The 18,003-nt window shown below is 68.1% G+C and carries 18 protein-coding genes; 5 read left to right on the top strand and 13 right to left on the bottom strand.

Annotated features, from left to right (window positions below; genetic code table 11):
- Positions 1-54: 54 nt before the first annotated feature.
- On the bottom strand, positions 55-918 hold the full coding sequence (map, locus tag ABLE92_RS04425; protein WP_348803441.1) for a type I methionyl aminopeptidase: 864 nt from the start codon (positions 916-918) through the stop codon (positions 55-57).
- A 214-nt stretch (positions 919-1,132) separates the two neighbouring features.
- Here map and ABLE92_RS04420 point away from each other — a divergent pair, with 214 nt between their 5' ends.
- Genes ABLE92_RS04420 through ABLE92_RS04410 form a run of 3 tightly spaced genes read left to right on the top strand, consistent with a single transcriptional unit; the run spans position 1,133 to position 3,971 of the window.
- On the top strand, positions 1,133-2,110 hold the full coding sequence (locus ABLE92_RS04420) for a heme/hemin ABC transporter substrate-binding protein (RefSeq protein ID WP_348803905.1): 978 nt from the start codon (positions 1,133-1,135) through the stop codon (positions 2,108-2,110).
- Complete coding sequence (locus ABLE92_RS04415) at positions 2,107-3,192, top strand: FecCD family ABC transporter permease (protein WP_348803440.1); 1,086 nt, start codon at positions 2,107-2,109, stop codon at positions 3,190-3,192. The genes ABLE92_RS04420 and ABLE92_RS04415 overlap by 4 nt, the downstream gene beginning before the upstream one ends.
- A 2-nt stretch (positions 3,193-3,194) precedes the next feature.
- Positions 3,195-3,971, top strand: coding sequence for a heme ABC transporter ATP-binding protein (locus ABLE92_RS04410; RefSeq protein WP_348803438.1), 777 nt, complete (start codon positions 3,195-3,197; stop codon positions 3,969-3,971).
- Positions 3,972-3,980: 9 nt separating this feature from the next.
- Here the strand turns inward: ABLE92_RS04410 and ABLE92_RS04405 are convergent, their stop codons facing one another.
- The 6 genes from ABLE92_RS04405 to puuE all read right to left on the bottom strand — a co-directional run bounded on the left by ABLE92_RS04405 (position 3,981) and on the right by puuE (position 11,503).
- Positions 3,981-5,810, bottom strand: a complete 1,830-nt coding sequence (locus ABLE92_RS04405; RefSeq protein WP_348803436.1) for a penicillin-binding transpeptidase domain-containing protein — start codon at positions 5,808-5,810, stop codon at positions 3,981-3,983.
- Positions 5,811-5,913: 103 nt separating this feature from the next.
- The gene (locus ABLE92_RS04400) at positions 5,914-6,750 is read right to left on the bottom strand and encodes a GNAT family N-acetyltransferase (RefSeq protein WP_348803434.1); all 837 of its coding nucleotides are present in this window, start codon (positions 6,748-6,750) and stop codon (positions 5,914-5,916) included.
- Between the two features lie 34 nt (positions 6,751-6,784).
- Entirely contained in the window at positions 6,785-7,978 is a 1,194-nt protein-coding gene (ispG, locus tag ABLE92_RS04395) for a flavodoxin-dependent (E)-4-hydroxy-3-methylbut-2-enyl-diphosphate synthase (RefSeq protein WP_348803433.1), read from the bottom strand.
- Positions 7,979-8,041: 63 nt separating this feature from the next.
- Complete coding sequence (locus ABLE92_RS04390) at positions 8,042-9,274, bottom strand: M50 family metallopeptidase (RefSeq protein ID WP_348803431.1); 1,233 nt, start codon at positions 9,272-9,274, stop codon at positions 8,042-8,044.
- A 27-nt stretch (positions 9,275-9,301) separates the two neighbouring features.
- Complete coding sequence (gene dxr, locus ABLE92_RS04385; RefSeq protein ID WP_348803429.1) at positions 9,302-10,459, bottom strand: 1-deoxy-D-xylulose-5-phosphate reductoisomerase; 1,158 nt, start codon at positions 10,457-10,459, stop codon at positions 9,302-9,304.
- 63 nt (positions 10,460-10,522) lie between these two features.
- Positions 10,523-11,503, bottom strand: coding sequence for an allantoinase PuuE (gene puuE, locus ABLE92_RS04380; protein WP_348803427.1), 981 nt, complete (start codon positions 11,501-11,503; stop codon positions 10,523-10,525).
- A gap of 155 nt (positions 11,504-11,658) precedes the next feature.
- Between puuE and ABLE92_RS04375 the strand changes: the two genes are divergently transcribed.
- Positions 11,659-11,925: a DUF2631 domain-containing protein gene (locus ABLE92_RS04375; RefSeq protein WP_348803426.1), complete on the top strand. Its 267-nt coding sequence runs from the start codon at positions 11,659-11,661 to the stop codon at positions 11,923-11,925.
- Positions 11,926-12,016: 91 nt separating this feature from the next.
- Here the strand turns inward: ABLE92_RS04375 and rlmN are convergent, their stop codons facing one another.
- Complete coding sequence (gene rlmN, locus ABLE92_RS04370; RefSeq protein WP_348803424.1) at positions 12,017-13,123, bottom strand: dual-specificity RNA methyltransferase RlmN; 1,107 nt, start codon at positions 13,121-13,123, stop codon at positions 12,017-12,019.
- A 30-nt stretch (positions 13,124-13,153) separates the two neighbouring features.
- Here rlmN and ABLE92_RS04365 point away from each other — a divergent pair, with 30 nt between their 5' ends.
- Positions 13,154-13,534: a LapA family protein gene (locus ABLE92_RS04365; RefSeq protein ID WP_348803422.1), complete on the top strand. Its 381-nt coding sequence runs from the start codon at positions 13,154-13,156 to the stop codon at positions 13,532-13,534.
- 32 nt (positions 13,535-13,566) lie between these two features.
- Here the strand turns inward: ABLE92_RS04365 and ABLE92_RS04360 are convergent, their stop codons facing one another.
- The 5 genes from ABLE92_RS04360 to rpsB all read right to left on the bottom strand — a co-directional run bounded on the left by ABLE92_RS04360 (position 13,567) and on the right by rpsB (position 17,850).
- A complete protein-coding gene (locus tag ABLE92_RS04360; RefSeq protein WP_348803421.1) occupies positions 13,567-14,484 on the bottom strand; it encodes a phosphatidate cytidylyltransferase in 918 nt (305 codons plus the stop codon).
- A gap of 113 nt (positions 14,485-14,597) precedes the next feature.
- Positions 14,598-15,155: a ribosome recycling factor gene (gene frr, locus ABLE92_RS04355; RefSeq protein ID WP_348803420.1), complete on the bottom strand. Its 558-nt coding sequence runs from the start codon at positions 15,153-15,155 to the stop codon at positions 14,598-14,600.
- 55 nt (positions 15,156-15,210) lie between these two features.
- Positions 15,211-15,951: a UMP kinase gene (pyrH, locus tag ABLE92_RS04350; protein ID WP_348803418.1), complete on the bottom strand. Its 741-nt coding sequence runs from the start codon at positions 15,949-15,951 to the stop codon at positions 15,211-15,213.
- Positions 15,952-16,117: 166 nt separating this feature from the next.
- Positions 16,118-16,942 (bottom strand): translation elongation factor Ts, encoded by an 825-nt coding sequence (tsf, locus tag ABLE92_RS04345; protein ID WP_348803417.1) that lies wholly within the window; start codon positions 16,940-16,942, stop codon positions 16,118-16,120.
- A 98-nt stretch (positions 16,943-17,040) separates the two neighbouring features.
- A complete protein-coding gene (rpsB, locus tag ABLE92_RS04340; RefSeq protein WP_348803415.1) occupies positions 17,041-17,850 on the bottom strand; it encodes a 30S ribosomal protein S2 in 810 nt (269 codons plus the stop codon).
- Positions 17,851-18,003: the final 153 nt, after the last annotated feature.

Genomic DNA, 18,003 nt, shown 5'->3' with positions numbered 1-18,003 from the left:
GCCGGTCGGCGTCGGGCCGGTCGGGCGTCGGGCCCGGTCAGGCGTCGGGCCCGGTCAGGCGTCGGGCACCGTGAGGATCTCCGCGCCCGTGTCGGTGACGACGAGCGTGTGCTCGAACTGGGCCGTCCACTTGCGGTCGACGGTCACCACGGTCCACCCGTCGTCCCACATCTCCCACGGCAGCCCACCGAGATTGATCATCGGTTCGATGGTGAACACCATGCCGGGTTCGATGATGGTGTCGACGTTGGGCTGGTCGTAGTGCAGGACGACGAGTCCGTTGTGGAAGGTCTCGCCGATGCCGTGGCCGGTGAAGTCGCGGACCACGGTGTAGCCGAATCGGTTGGCGTAGGCCTCGATGACGCGGCCGATCACGTTGAGTTCACGTCCCGGTTTGACCGCCTTGATGGCGCGTTCGGTGGCGATGCGGGTGCGCTCGACGAGATCGCGTGCCTCCTGCGACACGTCGCCGGCGAGGAAGGTGGCGTTGGTGTCGCCGTGGGCCCCGTCGATGTAGGCGGTGACGTCGATGTTGACGATGTCGCCGTCGGCGATGACGGTCGAATCCGGGATGCCGTGGCAGATCACCTCGTTCAGCGAGGTGCAGCAGGATTTCGGAAAGTCCTTGTAGCCCAACGTCGACGGGTAGGCGCCGTGGTCGATCATGTACTCGTGCGCGATGCGGTCGAGTTCGTCGGTGGTCACTCCGGGGGCGACGGCCTTGCCGGCCTCGGCGAGGGCGTTCGCGGCGATCTTGCTGGCCACCCGGACCTTCTCAATCACCTCGGGGGTCTGCACCCAGGGCTCGTGTCCCTCGTTGACCTTGTCCTTCCAGACATACTCCGGCCGTGCGATCGAGTCGGGCACCTGGCGGATGGGTGAGAGTTCTCCGGGCTGGAGCGGGGCACGAACGGTCATGGCCCCAGCTTAGTGAACGCCGATGAGTGCCCCGGACCGGCCGGAGGTGCATCGCCGACCTCTCAGCATCCGTGATTAAGGTGAGCCTGTGCAACAGATGGAGACGGCCGCGTCCGTCATGGGCGGCGACGCGGCCGGGAAGCGGGCTCGGTATCACCGACCGTCGGGGCGGCCCGCGGTTCTCGCCACGCTGGTGGCACTGGCCGCCACTCTGATGCTGATCACCGGGTGCAGCACCGCGCCGATCGATCAGGCCTCGCCTTCGGATGCGGCGGCGCACCTGCGCAGCGGTCCGCAAACGGCCACCCTGCCCGACGCGGACGTCGTGCCGGTGACCACGAATCCGACGATCACCCTGCCGGCGACCGTCGAGTCGGCATCCGGCGGTACCGTCACCGTCACCGACACCAGCCGGATCATCGCGATCGACCGCAACGGCACCCTGAGCAACATCGTGTTCTCCCTGGGCCTGGGCTCCCGCGTCGTCGGACGCGATCAGTCGACGACGTTCCCGTCGGCGGCCGACCTGCCGGTGGTCACCGGCAACGGGCACCAGCTCAACGCCGAGGCCGTGCTGGCGCTGAACCCGTCGGTGGTCCTCGTCGACAAGACGACCACCCCGCCACAGGCCGTCGACGCCCTGCGGGCCTCGCAGATCCCGGTGGTGGCGTTCACCGACACGCGGTCGGTGTCCACCACACCCGATCTCATCCGGGCCGTGGCGGCCGCACTCGGCGTGACGCCCGCGGGCGACGCCCTGGTGGCACGAACCCAGGCGCAGATCGCCGACGCGCAGGCAACGATCCCCGACCCGTCCGGTGACCCCACGATGGCGTTCCTGTACATCCGCGGACCGAACCTCGTGTTGCTGGCCGGCCCGAACTCCGGCGCCGACGATCTCATCGAGGCCCTCGGCGGCAAGGACGCCGGCACCGCGGCGGGGCTGAGCGCGGCCTTCACCGCCATCACCCCGGAGGCGCTGCTGCGCGCCAACCCCGACGTCGTCCTGGTGATGACCCAGGGCGCGGACTCGGTGGGTGGACTCGACGGTGTCCTGGCACTGCCCGGCGTCGCCGACACCGATGCCGGGCGGGCACGCCGCGTGGTGCAGATGGACGAGACCGAGATCCTCGCCTTCGGACCCGACGTCGGGAGGGTCCTCGGCGCACTGTCCCACGCGATCTACACATGAGCACACCCACGGAGTCACCGTCGACGTCGCGTCCGGGGGCGCGGGCGGCCGGACGCGTCTCGGCACCGGTGGTCATCGCGACACTGATCGTGGCGACGATCGTCGTCGTCGTCGCGTCGGCCGCCATCGGTCAGATTCCGGTGGCGCCGAGCGAGGTACTCGGCAGCATCGCCCACCATTTCGGCCTGAACATCGGATCGCTGCCGTCGCATCCGCAGGGTGAACACGCGCTGTGGGTGGTGCGATTCCCACGAATCGTGTTGGGCCTCATCGTCGGCGCCGCGCTCGGAGCGGGCGGATGCCTGCTACAGGGGGTGTTGGCCAACCCGCTGGCCGAACCCGGCGTGATCGGGGTGTCGTCAGGAGCGGCGGTCGGTGCCTGCCTGATGATCGTGATCGGTGGGGTCGGTGTGAACGGCTGGGCGCTGGCCGGGGCGGCCTTCGTGGCGGCGTTGATCACCACCGCCGCGGTGTACGTGCTGTCCCTGCGGGACGGGTCGTCGTCGGCGATCATGTTGGTGCTCACCGGCATTGCGATCAACGCGTTCGCCCTGGGCATCATCTCCTACCTCACCTTCATCGCCACCACCGCCGCCCGCGAACAGATCGTGTTCTGGCAGTTGGGTTCTCTCGCCGGGGCGAATTGGAACGCGGTGTGGGTGACGCTGCCCCTGGTGGTCGCGGGCGTGGCCGCGGCGATGCTGCTGGTGCACAAGCTCGACCTGCTCGCGCTCGGCGAGATCCAGGCCGCGTCGCTGGGTGTGAACGTCGAGACCGTCCGCCGACAGGTCGTCGTCCTCGTCGCGATTCTCACCGCCGCCGCGGTCGCCTTCACCGGCATCGTGATGTTCGTCGGTCTCGTGGTGCCGCATGTGATGCGCCTGATCGTCGGCCCGCGTCACGCGGTGCTGTTGCCGGCGAGCGTGATCGGCGGCGCACTGGTCCTCGCAGCGGCCGACCTGGCCTCACGCACCGTCCTGGGCGGGGCCGACCTGCCGCTGGGCGTGTTCACCTCACTGGTGGGTGGCCCGGTGTTCTTCATCCTGCTGCGCCGCAGCCGCCACGCCGGGGCCGGGTGGTGACGATGGCCGACACCCACGCCGGGATCGATGCCACCGACATCGTCGTCGAACTCGGTGGCCGCGACGTGGTGTCCGGGGTGTCGCTGTCGGTGCGTCCCGGCGAGCTCGTCGCACTGGTGGGCCCCAACGGCTGCGGCAAGTCCACCCTGCTGTCGGTGCTGTCGGGAGTACGCCGCCCCCGACGCGGGCAGGTGTTCATCGACGGTCACGACGTCGCCCACACCTCCCATCGTGATCTCGCGCGCCGCCGCTCGATGGTCACCCAGCACAACCGCGTCGACACCCCGTTCACCGTCGGGGAGGTCGTGGAGATGGGGCGTTTCCCGTGGCTGCGCACCCCACGCGCGGCCGACTCCCCCGCCGTGATCGCCGACGCGATCGCCCGGTGCGACCTGTCCGACATCGTGGCGCGGCCGTTTCCGCAGCTGTCCGGCGGTCAGCAGGCGCGGGTGTCGCTGGCCCGGGCGATCGCGCAGGACACCCCGGTGATGATGCTCGACGAGCCCACCGCCCCCCTCGACATCCGGCATCAGGAGCAGGTCCTCGACATCCTCTGCGAGCACCGGGATTCCGGCGCCGCGGTCCTCCTCGTGGTCCACGACCTGACACTCGCGGCCGCCTACGCCGACAAGGTGGCGGTGATGAAGGACGGTCACCTTCTCGCCTTCGGCCCGACCCGTGCGGTGATGACCACCGAATTGCTGTCGGAGACCTACGATCACCCGGTCGAGATCTTCGAACGCGACGGCCGGCTGATCGTCATACCGCGTCGCAGGTGAACGCTGTGATCAGACTCCGAAACCGGCCGGCAGGAACGAGAAGAAGTCGCGGGTGACGCCCACGGCGTTGTTCGAATCACCGCCGCGCACAACGAGAGTCGCGAATGCGAGATCTCCGCGGTAGCCGGCGAACCAGGCGTGCGACCCACCGTCGAACTCCGCCTCACCGGTCTTGCCGTACACCTCACCCTGCCCGGCGATGGCGGTTCCGGTGCCGGAGACCACGACCTCGCGCATCATCGGCCGCAATTGGCCCACGACGTCGGGATTGAGTTCCGCCGACGGCCCGCTCACCTGTGTGGTGCGGCCCAGGATCAGTTGCGGGACGGGCAGTGTGCCGTTGTTGGCGACGGTCGCCGCGACGAGCGCCATGCCGAACGGGCTGACCAGGTCCCGGCCCTGCCCGAAGCCGTCCTCGGTCCGCGCCACCAGATCGCTCTCGATCGGTACCGACCCGGTGGCCGTGGCCAGGCCGGGGATGTCGTAGTTGCGGCCGATACCCATCGCGGCGGCCGCATGCGGCAGATCCGACGGCCCCATCTCGCTCGCGAGTTTGGCGAAGGTGGTGTTACACGATTGCGCGAAGGCGCGCAGCAGACTGACCGGTCCCAACGCGAACCGGTCGTAGTTGGGGATGGTGCGCGGCCCGATGGTCACCTCGCCGGGGCACCCCACCGTCGAATCCGGGTGCACCATCCCGGCATTGAACGCCGCCGCCGAGGTCACCATCTTGAAGGTGGAGCCCGGCGGGTACAGGCCGGTGGTCGCGATCGGTCCGTGGGCATCGGCGGCCGGGTTCTGCGCGACCGCCAGGATACGGCCGGACGACGGCTGGATGACGACCATGGCGATCTGGAAGGCGTTGGTGGCGTTGACCGCTCGTTGCGCCGCGTCCTGCACCTGACGGGACAGACTCAGCGACACCGCGGGCGCCGGCTCGGCCGCATGGTCGGTGAGGGTGTCGGCGTCCAGGCCGTTCGGGTTGACGGTGACGATCTGCCAGCCGGACCGCCCGGCGAGTTCGCCGTCGACGACGCTGCGCACCCCGGTCAGGAGTGCCGGCGCGAAGGCGGGGTTGGTGGGGACCAGTTCGGCCTGCTCGTTGTGGACCACGCCGGGGATCGCCAACTGGTCACGCAACCGGTCGAAGTCGGCCGTCGACAGGCGGGTGATCGGGTACTGCCCGTCGTCGGCGGTCGATTCCTCGGCGATCTTCTGCGCGTTGAGGGTCGGGTCGATGGGTGCCAGCACGTCGACGAGGCGGGTCACCGAATCACCGACGGACCCTTGGGCCGCTGCGGCTTTGGCGTCGAAGTTGATGCCGATGACGGTGCCGTTGACCATCACCTCCGAACCGTCGGCCTCGTTCACGGTGGCCCGCGGCGCGGCGGTGGTGCGCAGGACGAGCCGTTGATCGGCGCCGAGGTTCGGGTGGATGTCGGTGGAGGTCCAGCGCACCTGCCAGCCGCGTGAGTCCGACCGCACCACCTTGATGGTCGCGTCGTAGCGCCATTCCCGCGCACCGCCCAGCCGCCACGTGTAGGCGACGTCGATGTCGGCGGTGTCCTGCGTGACGTCGGCCCGGCCGGTCCGTCCGGTCACCGACTCGGCGGCCAGCCCATCCCACGCCGATCGCAGCGCGGCCGCCGATGCCTGCGGATTGTCGGTCTGTGCGGCGGCGCCGGCGATGTCGCCGCGACTGTAGGCGGACAGGAAGTCGTCGACGGCACCACGCGGCCCGTCGTCGGCCGAACTGCAGGCCGTCGCCGCGCCGACGACGAGCACAGCGCTGATCAGCATGGCCAGGATCAAGGCCGCTCTGCGCGTGGGGAACTCCATCGCAGCCGATCCTAGGGGCGAGTGCACCGGGAATCCGGGAGCCACGCGGCGCGCAAGCCTGTGACTCTGCGATCTTCTCGGCCCAACGATGTGCCGACCGCGCTCAGTCGATGAGCACCGTGGCGAACGTGCCCACCTGGGTGAACCCGACGCGGTGGTAGACGGCCTGGGCCGGCAGATTGAAGCTGTTGACGTAGAGGCTGGGAATGCGTCCGTAGGCGGCGACCGCGGCGGCCACGGCGGCGGTGCCGGCGGCGCCGTACCCGCGCCCACGCATCTGCGGGTCCACCCAGACTCCCTGGATCTGGCCGACCGCCCGTGACATCGACCCGATCTCGGCCTTGAACACGACCTCACCGTCGTCGAAGCGCGCGAACACCCGGCGCGCCGCGATCAGCGACGCGAGACGACGGCGATAGGACCGGCCACCGTCGCCGGCACACGGATCCACACCGACCTCGCCGATGAACATGTCGACGGCCGCCGGCAGATAGGCGTCGAGATCCTCGGGGGTGACCAGCCGGACCGCGGGGTCGGGTTCGACGGCGGGCGGGCCGTACAGCGCCATCAGCGGTTGGGTGGGACGGACCTCACGGGCCGGCCCCCAGACCGGTGTGATGTTCTCCCACAGGGTCAACGCCAGATCGGTGTCCCCGACGATCGAGGAGCAGACGCGGGCCCCCGACGTCGCACGGTCGGCGAAGTACGCCATGTCGGCCAGCGATCCCCGGATCGGGATGAGGTTGGCACCGGAGAAGCACAGCGACGATTCGGGATGACCGGCCGACCACATCTCCCCGCCGAGCATCCGGGGTTCGATGCCGTGGGACTCGAAGCGCGCGGCGACCATGCAGTTCGCGACCGGGTCGGAGTTGAGGACACGACTGACCGCGGGTGCGTCCCGCGCTCCGAGCGGCTTGTCGCCCAGCAGCTTCAGCACCGCTGCTCCTTCGCTCCCGTAGCCCTGCGCGACCCTACGAGACGGTCACGACCGGCGGCCCGACCGGCGCGCCCTCACCAGTGTCCCCTGATTCCTCGGCAATTCGCAGCGCTTCTTCGATCAGTGTCTCGACGATGTCGGCCTCGGGGACGGTCTTGATGACCTCCCCCTTGACGAAGATCTGACCCTTGCCGTTGCCCGACGCCACGCCCAGGTCGGCTTCGCGTGCCTCGCCCGGACCGTTGACGACGCAGCCCATCACCGCCACCCGCAGGGGTACCTCCATGCCCTCGAGCCCGGCGGTCACCGCGTCGGCGAGCTTGTAGACGTCGACCTGGGCGCGCCCGCACGACGGGCAGGAGACGATCTCCAGCTTGCGGGGACGCAGGTTGAGCGACTGCAGGATCTGATCGCCGACCTTGATCTCCTCGGCGGGCGGCGCCGACAGCGACACCCGGATGGTGTCGCCGATGCCCTGGCTCAGCAGCGCCCCGAACGCGACCGCGGACTTGATGGTGCCCTGGAATGCGGGACCGGCCTCGGTGACGCCGAGGTGCAGCGGGTAGTCGCATTGCGCCGCGAGTTGGCGGTAGGCCTCGACCATGATGACCGGGTCGTTGTGCTTGACCGAGATCTTGATGTCGCCGAAGCCGTGTTCCTCGAACAGGCCCGCCTCCCACAGCGCCGACTCGACCAGCGCCTCCGGGGTGGCCTTGCCGTACTTCTGCATGATGCGTTTGTCCAGCGATCCGGCGTTGACGCCGATGCGGATCGGGATGCCGGCGTCCCCGGCGGCCTTGGCGACCTCCTTGACCCGGCCGTCGAATTCCTTGATGTTGCCCGGGTTCACGCGCACCGCCGCACATCCGGCGTCGATGGCGGCGAAGATGTACTTCGGCTGGAAGTGGATGTCGGCGATCACCGGGATCTTGGACTTCTTGGCGATGATCGGCAGCGCGTCGGCGTCCTCCTGACGCGGACACGCCACGCGGACGATGTCGCAGCCCGACGCCGTGAGTTCGGCGATCTGCTGCAGCGTCGCGTTGATGTCATGGGTCTTGGTGGTGGTCATCGACTGCACCGAGATGGGGTGATCGCTGCCGACGCCGACCGAGCCGACCTGGATCTGGCGGGTCTTGCGTCGGGGGGCCAGCACCGGCGGTGGCGCCTCGGGCATGCCGAGGCCGATCGCGATCGGGCCGGACGAGTTCGGGTCAGGGGCGGACATCGCGTTCTCCTGCGGGCGTGTCGAGGGGTGCGAGGCGGGCTCGCGGGGCTGGGAGGGCAACCATCAGTTGGGGATGGTGATCGGATTGATGATGTCGGCGGTCAGCGTCAGCACCATGAATCCGGCCATCACGACCACCACCGCGTAGGTCAGGGGCAGCAGCTTGTAGTAGTCGACCGGACCGCCCGGGGCCCGGCCGAACCACCGACGCACCGTGTCACGTCCCTTCTCGTACCCGACGATGGCCATGTGTCCACCATCCAAGGGTAATAGCGGGACGAGGTTGAACAGTCCGAGGAAGAAGTTGATGCTGATCAGCAGCAGCAGGAAGGTGTCCCACAGGCCCCGCTCGGCGGCCTGACCGCCCAGCACGGTGGCGCCGTACACGCTGACCGGGGTGTCCGGGTCGCGTTCGCCGCCGGTGACCGCGATCCACAGGTTGTGCACCTTCGTCGGCATCGACAGCAGCGCATTCCAGGTCTGATGTGCCAGTTCGGCGGTGAACACCGCGGATCCGGGCAGGATCGTCAGCGCGTTGTAGTGCTTCCACAGCGGGGGCTGCTCGAAGGTGATCCCGACCCGGTTGATGGTTCGGCTGGTCGTGGCACCGGCCTTGTCGGTGGTGTTGATCGTCACCGGCTGCGGGGTCATCACGGCGGTGAAGTCGCTGCCGTCGCGACGCACCGTGAGTTCGACCGGACCGACACTCTGCTGGATCTTCGGGGTCAGGTCCGAAGCGGTGTCCACCGGTGTGCCGTTGACGGCGACGATCTGGTCACCGGTGCGCAGTCCCGCCGCACCGGCCGGACCACTGCCCGCGCAGGGCGCCTCGGTGGCGGAGTTGCCGGCATCGACCGTGATGGTCGGGGTGACGCAGGAGATCTTGGCGACGGTGGTGCCGGTGGCCGGCGGCGACAGATCGGGAAGTCCCCAGACCAGCCCGGCGATCACGATCAGGACGAATCCGAGGATGAAGTTCTGTGCGGGGCCGGCGAACAGCACGACGAGCCGTTTCCACGGCTTCTGCCGGTACATCGCACGCTCACGCTCGTCGGCGGTCAGTTCCTCATGCGGGGTCATGCCGGCGATGTCGCAGAACCCGCCGAACGGCAGGGCCTTCACGCCGTACTCGGTCTCGCCGCGCCGCGTCGACCACAGGGTGGGGCCGAAGCCGACGAAGTAGCGTCGGACCTTCATCCCGGTCCGCTGAGCGGCCCACATGTGACCGCACTCATGCCACGCGATCGACGCGAGCAACGCGAGGGCGAACAGCACCACCCCGATCGCAAAAACCACTTCTCCGACTCTCCTGTTGATTACCGATCAGCCTGCCGCGACCAGCTCCGCAGCACGGGCCCGCGCCCAGGTGTCTGCGGCGAGGACCTCGTCCACAGTACCCGGGGTCGCACGCCATTGATCGGCGTCGTCGAGCACACGACCGATCACCTCGACGATGCGGGGAAAGGCGATCTCACCGGCGAAGAACCCGGCCGCTGCGGCCTCGTTGGCGGCGTTGTAGACCGCGGTCAGGCTGCCACCGGCCCTACCGGCACGCCGGGCCAGCTCGATCGCCGGGAACACCTCGTTGTCGACGGGTTCGAAGGTCCACGCCGAGGCCGTGGAGAAGTCGCAGGCCTGCGACGATCCGGGCACCCGGTCCGGCCAGCCGAGGGCCAGCGCGATGGGCAGTTTCATCGACGGCGGGGACGCCTTGGCGATGGTCGCACCGTCGACGAAGGTCACCATGGAATGCACGATCGACTGGGGGTGGACGGTGACGTCGATGCGGTCGTAGGGCACGTCGAACAGCAGATGCGCCTCGATCACCTCGAGGGCCTTGTTGACCAGCGTCGCCGAGTTGAGGGTGATCATCGGCCCCATCGACCACGTCGGATGCCGCCCGGCCTGTTCGGGGGTGACGTCCTCGAGTTGCGCGGCACTCCACCCGCGGAACGGCCCACCGGAGGCGGTGAGCACCAGCCGGTCCACCTCGGCCGCGGTCCCCGCCCGCAGACACTGCGCGATCGCGGAATGCTCGGAGTCGACCGGCACGATCTGGCCGGGCGCGGCGGCCCGCAACACCAGCGCACCACCGGCGACCAGCGATTCCTTGTTGGCCAACGCGAGTCGCGCACCCGATTCGAGTGCGGCGAGGCTCGGCCGCAGTCCGATCGACCCGACGACGGCATTGAGGACGACGTCGGCCTCGACGGTCTCGATGAGCCGGCACATCGCATCCTCGCCGCCGAGGACGCCGTCACCGAGTTCGGCGCGCAGTGCCTGCGCCGCCGCTGGATCGGCGACCGCGACCGCCGTCGCGGGCACGCCGTGCTCTCGCGCCTGACATGCGAGGACGTCACGATTGCCGCCCCCGGCGCCGAGCCCGACCACCGAGAATCGGTCGGGATGTTCGGTGATCACGTCGAGGGCCTGGACCCCGATCGATCCGGTGGAACCGAGGATGAGCACGCGCGTCGTCACACGTTCATTGTGGCCGACGGCCCCACCGGGCCATACATCCCCACCCGAGGATGTGTGTGGTGTTCAGCCGCTGATTCCGCCCGGCGCCGGATGCACCGTGCGCCAGTGTTCGGCGATGTCGATGCGGCGGGTGATCCAGACATCGTCGTGGGACTGGACGTGGTCGAGGAATCGCTCCAGGCTCGCCAATCGGGCGGGGCGCCCGACGAGCCGGCAATGCAGTCCGACCGAGAGCATCTTCGGCGATCCCTCGACACCTTCGCGGTAGAGCACGTCGAACGCATCGCGGAGATGGGCGAAGAACTGCTCCCCCGACGGGAATCCGCCGGGCGAGGCGAACCGCATGTCGTTGGTGTCGAGGGTGTAGGGCACCACCAGGTGATCGACGGCCCCGGTGACCGATCCGTCGGTGCGCGGAACCTTCACCCAGTAGGGCAGGTCGTCTGCGTAACTGTCGGAGTCGTAGACGAAACCGCCCTGTTCGACGACCAGGGAGCGGGTGTTGGGTGAATCGCGTCCGGTGTACCAGCCGAGCGGCCGCGACCCGGTGATCTCGGTCAGGACGTCGATCGCGGTGCGCATGTGTTCACGCTCGACATGCTCGTCGACCATCTGATAACTCAGCCACCGGTAGCCGTGGCAGGCGATCTCGTCACCGCGTTCGACGAAGGCCGCGGCCGCCTCCGGGTTGCGGGCCATCGCCTGGGCGACCGCGAAGATCGTCAACGGGAGACCACGACGGGAGAAGGTCCGCAGGATGCGCCACACGCCGGCCCGCGACCCGTATTCGTACAGCGATTCCATGCTCATGTGCCGGTTCGGAAAGGATTGGGCGCCAATCATTTCCGAGAGGAAGGTCTCGCTGCCGCGATCGTTCTCGAGGACATTGTTCTCACTGCCCTCCTCATAGTTGAGGACGAACTGCACCGCGATCTTCGCGCCACCCGGCCACTGCGGGTCCGGCGGCGTCGGACCGTATCCCACCATGTCGCGTGGGTAGTCCTCGGAGCGATGGTCGGCGAGTGATCGAGACGGCGGATGCATGGCCAGATTCTTACACCGATCCGACGTCGGCACCCGTCGGCGTGGGGAGTGCGACGCCGTGTGGGTCGGGCCGCTATGCTTTCCCCAGAGCAGAACTACTACCGACCGTCGAAGATCCCTCCGGGGGCTTCGGCGCCCGCAGTGAGGAGCCAGGCGTGGCAAGCACCGATGTGGAGCACAGCGAGGACATCGACACCGGTTGGGTGCACGAACCCGCCGATGCGCCGTCGGCGCGGTTCGGTTGGCACGGCACCGCGACGAAGACCTTCTACATCGCCGGTTGGCTGAGCGTGATCCTGCTGCTGCTCATGTTCTTCGGCAATCACGTGGGGCACGTCGAGGACATCTGGCTGGCCGTCTCCGCGGCGGTGCTGGCGGTCTTCCTCCTGCGTGCGATGTTCGCCAAGAAGAAGTGGAGTTAGCCCGCTCCTCCCAGACGTCACAGAGCCCGGCCGGTGATCACCGGCCGGGCTCTGGTCGTTCTTCCGGTCGTGTCGCCGGGCCCGGAGAGGTCTATTTCTCCTCGGCGGCGAGCTGACCGCAGGCCGCCGCGATCTCCTGCCCGCGGGTGTCGCGCACCGTGCAGGAGACACCCTGCTCGCGGACCCGTCGCACGAACTCCCGTTCCACCGGTTTGGGACTGGCGTCCCACTCCGAGCCCGGGGTCGGGTTCAGCGGGATGAGATTGACGTGGACCAGTGAACCGAGCGCCTTGTGCAGCTTCTCCCCCAGCATGTCGGCGCGCCACGGCTGGTCGTTGACGTCCCGGATGAGGGCGTACTCGATCGACACGCGACGACCGCTCGAGTCGGCGTAGTACCGCGCGGCGTCGAGGACCTCGGCCACCGACCACCGGTTGTTCACCGGGACCAGGGTGTCGCGTAGTTCGTCGTCGGGGGTGTGCAGGGACACGGCGAGGGTGACCGACAGTTTCTCGTCGGCCAGGCGCCGGATGGCCGGCGCCAGACCGACCGTCGACACCGTCACCGACCGCGCCGAGATCCCCAGCCCGGCGGGTGCCGGCGAGGTGATCTGGCGGACCGCGCTGACCACGCGCTTGTAGTTCGCGAGGGGCTCACCCATTCCCATGAACACGACGTTGGACAGTCGGCCCGGTTCGCCGAATTCGCCGTCGCGCAGCGCCCGTGCGGCGGCGCGCACCTGGTCGACGATCTCGCCGGTGGACAGGTTGCGGTCGAGGCCGCCCTGCCCGGTCGCGCAGAACGGGCAGGCCATGCCGCAGCCGGCCTGACTGGAGATACACAACGTGTTGCGGTCGGGATAGCGCATCAGCACGCTTTCCAGAAGGGTGCCGTCGTGCAGCCGCCACAGGGTCTTGCGGGTGCTGTCGTCGTCGCAGGAGATGTGCCGGACCGGGGTGAGGAGCTGCGGGAACAGCGCCGCGCCGACTTTGTCACGGGCGGCGGCGGGGAGGTCGGTCATCTCGTCGACGTCGCCGTTGAGGCGGCCGTAGTACTGGCGGGCGAGCTGATCGGCGCGGAATCGTGGGAGCCCGATCTCGCCGAGGGCCGCCACACGGTCCGCCGCGTCGAGATCGGCGAAGTGTGTCGGCGGACGCCCACGCTTGGGCGCGTCGAACACGAGTGGCAATGACGTCATAACGCCATTGTCGCATGTCATGATGGGTGCATGACGAGTCCCGATCCGCACGGTCCGGCGGCGCAGGATAGCTCTGCCGGAACCACCGACCCCGCCACCCCCGATGTGGACAGCCAAGCACTGCTCGACGAGCGCGACGCGCTGCGCAAACAAGTGAAAAAGGTCGAGCACACGCGGACCCGCGCCACCTTCATCGGGCTGGTGATCGGGGCCGTCATCACCGTCCTGCTCCTGGTCTTCATCCTGCAGAATCTCGACAAGCAGCAGATCACGTTCCTCGCGTGGCATGTCACGCTACCGATGGGCGTGAGTCTGCTCATCGCCGCCATCGCCGGTGCGTTGATCGTCGCGCTGGTCGGCGGACTCCGGATGATTCAGCTCAGCCGGGCCCTGAAGAAGGCAAAAAAGTAGAGGCCAAGAAGTGACCGTCGAGGCGGCGTCGTCTACAGCAGGGCGGTGAGGACCGCCCACACGATGAACGCCGACGGCAACAGCGAGTCCAGGCGATCCATGATGCCGCCGTGGCCGGGGAGCAGGGTTCCCATGTCCTTGATCGCGAGATCGCGTTTGATCTGCGATTCGACGAGGTCACCGAGGGTCGCACAGATCACCAGGACCGGCCCCAGGATGACGCCCACCCACCAGGCGTTGTCGAGCAACAGCATCACGCATCCGACCGCGCCCGCGGTCCCCACCACGAACGAGCCGACGAGGCCCTCCCACGACTTCTTCGGACTGATCGCCGGCGCCATCGGATGTTTGCCGAAGAGCACTCCCGCGGCGTAGCCGCCCACGTCGGAGCACACCACCACGACCATCAGGGTGGCGACGCGGGCGGCCCCGTGATCCTGGGTGACCATCACGACGCCGAACGAGGCCAACAGTGGGAGCCACGCCAGCACCAGGATCGACACGGCGAGGTTGCGCAGATAGTTTTCCGGCGCGTGAGTGATGCCCTGCGACAACAGTTTCCACACCATCAGCACGAGCACGGTCGCGACGAATGCCACCAGGATGCCGGTCGTTCCCCACGGCCAGCTCGACCACACGATGGCCTGCCCACCGATCAGCAGCGGCCAGAACGCGACGTCATAGCCGCCGCCGCGGAGCCGTTTGGTGACCTCCCAGGTGGCGATCGCGAAGGCCACCGAGACGACGCCGTACCAGACCATGGGTGCGAACAGCAGGATGAGGATGATGGAGACACCCAGGGTCACACCGACCCCGATGGCCGCCGGCAGATCCCGACCGGCGCGTGACTTCTTCGGGGCCGATGCCGACGGATCCGCAGGTGATCCGGCCTCCCGACCCTCCGAAGATCCGTCCGTCCCCGACGGCTGCGCCGACGATTCGTGTGGCATTGCTGTGGTGTCCGCCTGTCATCTCCGTTGAGTCGAGGTGCGTCGCGAGGTTGAGGTGTTGGGTTCGAGGTCGTCGGGTCCCCGGGTCCCGACTCACCAGGGGTTCGCGATCCTCACACCTCGAGGAGTTCGGACTCCTTGTGCTTGACCAGCTCGTCGACCTGATGAACGTAGTCGGCGGTGGTCTTGTCGATTTCCTTCTCGGCCCGCACGACCTCGTCCTCGCCGGCCTCGCCGTCCTTCTGGATGCGCTTGAGCTCGTCGACGGCCTTGCGCCGGACGTTGCGGATGGCGACCTTCGCGTCCTCACCCTTGCCCTTGGCCTGCTTGACGAGGTCCTTGCGCCGATCCTCGGTGAGCTGCGGGATCGACACCCGGATCAGCGAACCGTCGTTGGTCGGGTTGACCCCGAGATCGGAGTTGCGGATCGCGGTCTCGATGTCGCGGAGGGTCGACGCCTCGTAGGGCTTGATGACCACCAGTCGGGCCTCGGGGGTGGTGATGCCGGCCACCTGCGTGATCGGGGTGATGGCGCCGTAGTACTCGATGGTGACCTTGTTGAACATCGCCGGATTGGCTCGGCCGGTCCGGATGGAGCCCATGTCGTCCTTGGCGACGGCAACGGCCTTCTCCATCTTCTCTTCGGCATCGAGCAAGGTGTCGTCGATCATGTGTTGAGTTCCCTGGTTCTGGTGTGTGGTGGGTGGTCGCGAAGGTGTGTGGGGCTCAGGTGCTCACGAGTGTCCCGATCGGTTCACCGGCCACCGCCCGGGCGATGTTGCCCCGCTCCAGCAGATTGAACACCAGGATCGGCATCTTGTTGTCCATGCAGAGGCTGAACGCGGTCGCGTCGGCGACCTTGAGTTCGCGGTCGAGGACCTCGCGGTGACTGATCTCGCGGAACAGGGTCGCGTCGGGATCGACCTTCGGGTCGGCGCTGTAGACACCGTCGACGGCCTTGGCCATCAGCACCACCTCGGCCTTGATCTCGAGGGCGCGCTGCGCGGCGGTGGTGTCGGTGGAGAAGTACGGCATGCCCATACCGGCGCCGAAGATGACGACCCGGCCCTTCTCGAGGTGACGCTGTGCCCGCAACGGCAGGTACGGCTCGGCGACCTGACCCATCGTGATGGCCGTCTGGACTCGCGTGGTGACCCCGCGCTTCTCCAGGAAGTCCTGCAGCGCAAGGCAATTCATGACGGTCCCGAGCATGCCCATGTAGTCCGAGCGGGCCCGGTCCAGGCCGCGCTGCTGCAGTTCGGCGCCGCGGAAGAAGTTGCCGCCGCCGATGACGACGGCCACCTGCGCCCCGGATTCCACCACTTCGGCGATCTGATCGGCGACGGTGGCCACCACATCGGGATCCAGTCCGACCTCTCCCCCGCCGAACATCTCACCGCCGAGCTTGAGGAGCACCCGGTGGAAACCGGAACGCTCGGACTGCTGGGGATCAGGGGATTGCATCATCTACTTCCTCACTGACAGCCGACGGTGGTGGGCCGCATGCGATCCGCGCGGGCGGTGCACACGACCTTCTCGAATCATCTTAGGGCGTGCCCGATTGCCGCCCTGACGCGACGACCCCGTGTCCACGAGAAGTGCGGACACGGGGTCGTCGTGCGATCAGGGCCGATCAGGCCTGGCCGACCTCGAAGCGGGTGAAACCGTTGACGGTCACACCGGCCTCGTCGAGGAGTGCCTTGACGGTCTTCTTGGAGTCCTGCACCGACGGCTGGTCGAGCAGCACGACATCCTTGTAGAAGCCGTTGACGCGACCTTCGACGATCTTGGGCAGTGCCTTCTCCGGCTTGCCCTCGGCCTTCGCGGTCTCCTCGGCGATGCGACGCTCGTTCTCGATGATGTCGGCGGGGACCTCATCGCGGGTGGCGTAGCGCGCCTTGAGCGCGGCGACCTGCATGGCGGCGCCACGTGCGGCCTCGGCCGCAGCGTCGCCCTCACCGGTGTAGGACACCAGCACACCGACGGCCGGCGGGAGATCCGAGGCACGCTTGTGCAGGTAGATCGCGACCGGGCCGTCGTAGTAGGCGACGCGACGCAGTTCGAGCTTCTCGCCGATCTTGGCCGAGAGTGCCTGGACGGCGTCGGCGACGGTCCCGTCGCCGAGCTTGGCGGCCTTGAGTTCGTCGACGTCGCTGGTCTTGGCGGCGATCGCGGCCTCCACGACCTGGTCGGCGAGCGCCTGGAACTCGGCGTTCTTGGCGACGAAGTCGGTCTCGGAGTTGATCTCCACCATGACGCCGTCGCGAGCGGCGACGAGACCCTCGGCGGTGGACCGCTCGGCACGCTTGCCGACGTCCTTGGCGCCCTTGATGCGCAGTTCCTCGACGGCCTTGTCGAAGTCACCGTCGTTGTTCTCGAGGGCCTTCTTGCAGTCCATCATTCCGGAGCCGGTGAGCTCGCGGAGACGCTTCACGTCCGCTGCGGTGTAGTTCGCCATCGTTGGCGAGCCTCCTTTAGGAAAGAGTGTCGATGTGTCTGGTGACCTGCGCGCCCGGGATACCGGGCGCGCAGGTCGACGACGTGGACCCGATCAGGTCAGGACGCCGGGGTGGCGCCACCCTCGGCGGGTGCGGCCGCCTGGGTCAGCAGTTCCTGCTCCCACTCGGCGAGCGGCTCGCCGCCACCGGCCTCCGGCTTGGAGTCGTCGGAGGACTGGCCGGCGCGGGCCTGGACGCCTTCGGCGACGGCCGAGGCGACCACGCGGGTGAGCAGGGCGGCACTGCGGATGGCGTCGTCGTTGCCCGGGATCGGGTAGTCGACGAGGTCGGGGTCGCAGTTGGTGTCGAGGATCGCGATGACCGGGATGTTGAGCTTGCGTGCCTCACCGACAGCAATGTGCTCCTTGTTGGTGTCCACCACCCAAATGGCAGACGGCACCTTGGCCATATCGCGGATACCACCGAGTGTCCGCTCGAGCTTGTTCTTCTCGCGGGTCAGCATCAGGATTTCCTTCTTGGTGCGACCCTCGAAGCCACCGGTCTGCTCCATGGTCTCGAGTTCCTTGAGACGCTGCAGACGCTTGTGCACGGTCTGGAAGTTGGTGAGCATGCCACCGAGCCAACGCTGGTTGACGTACGGCATGCCGACGCGGGTGGCCTCGGCGGCGATGGATTCCTGGGCCTGCTTCTTGGTGCCGACGAACAGGATGGTGCCGCCGTGGGCGACGGTCTCCTTGACGAACTCGTACGCCTTGTCGATGTAGGTCAGCGTCTGCTGCAGGTCGATGATGTAGATGCCGTTGCGGTCGGTGAAGATGAATCGCTTCATCTTCGGGTTCCAACGGCGGGTCTGATGCCCGAAGTGTGCGCCGCTGTCCAGCAGCTGCTTCATGGTTACGACAGCCATGAGTGTGTTCATTCCTTTGTGCGCAGTTGACGTCGACACCGGGTGGCGTCGACCCTGGCGTCTGCGTCCACGCGGACCCGGGAGACCGGGACCGCCGCGCGGAGGTTGTTCGGGGCCGCAGTGCGGCGACCGGGTGCAGACGCGCGAAGTCAC

This window comes from Gordonia oleivorans, from assembly GCF_040044975.1.
GTDB classification, from domain to species: Bacteria; Actinomycetota; Actinomycetes; order Mycobacteriales; family Mycobacteriaceae; genus Gordonia; species Gordonia oleivorans.
Note: the sequence above shows the minus strand (reverse complement) of the source record. Positions and strands in the feature narration are given on the sequence as shown.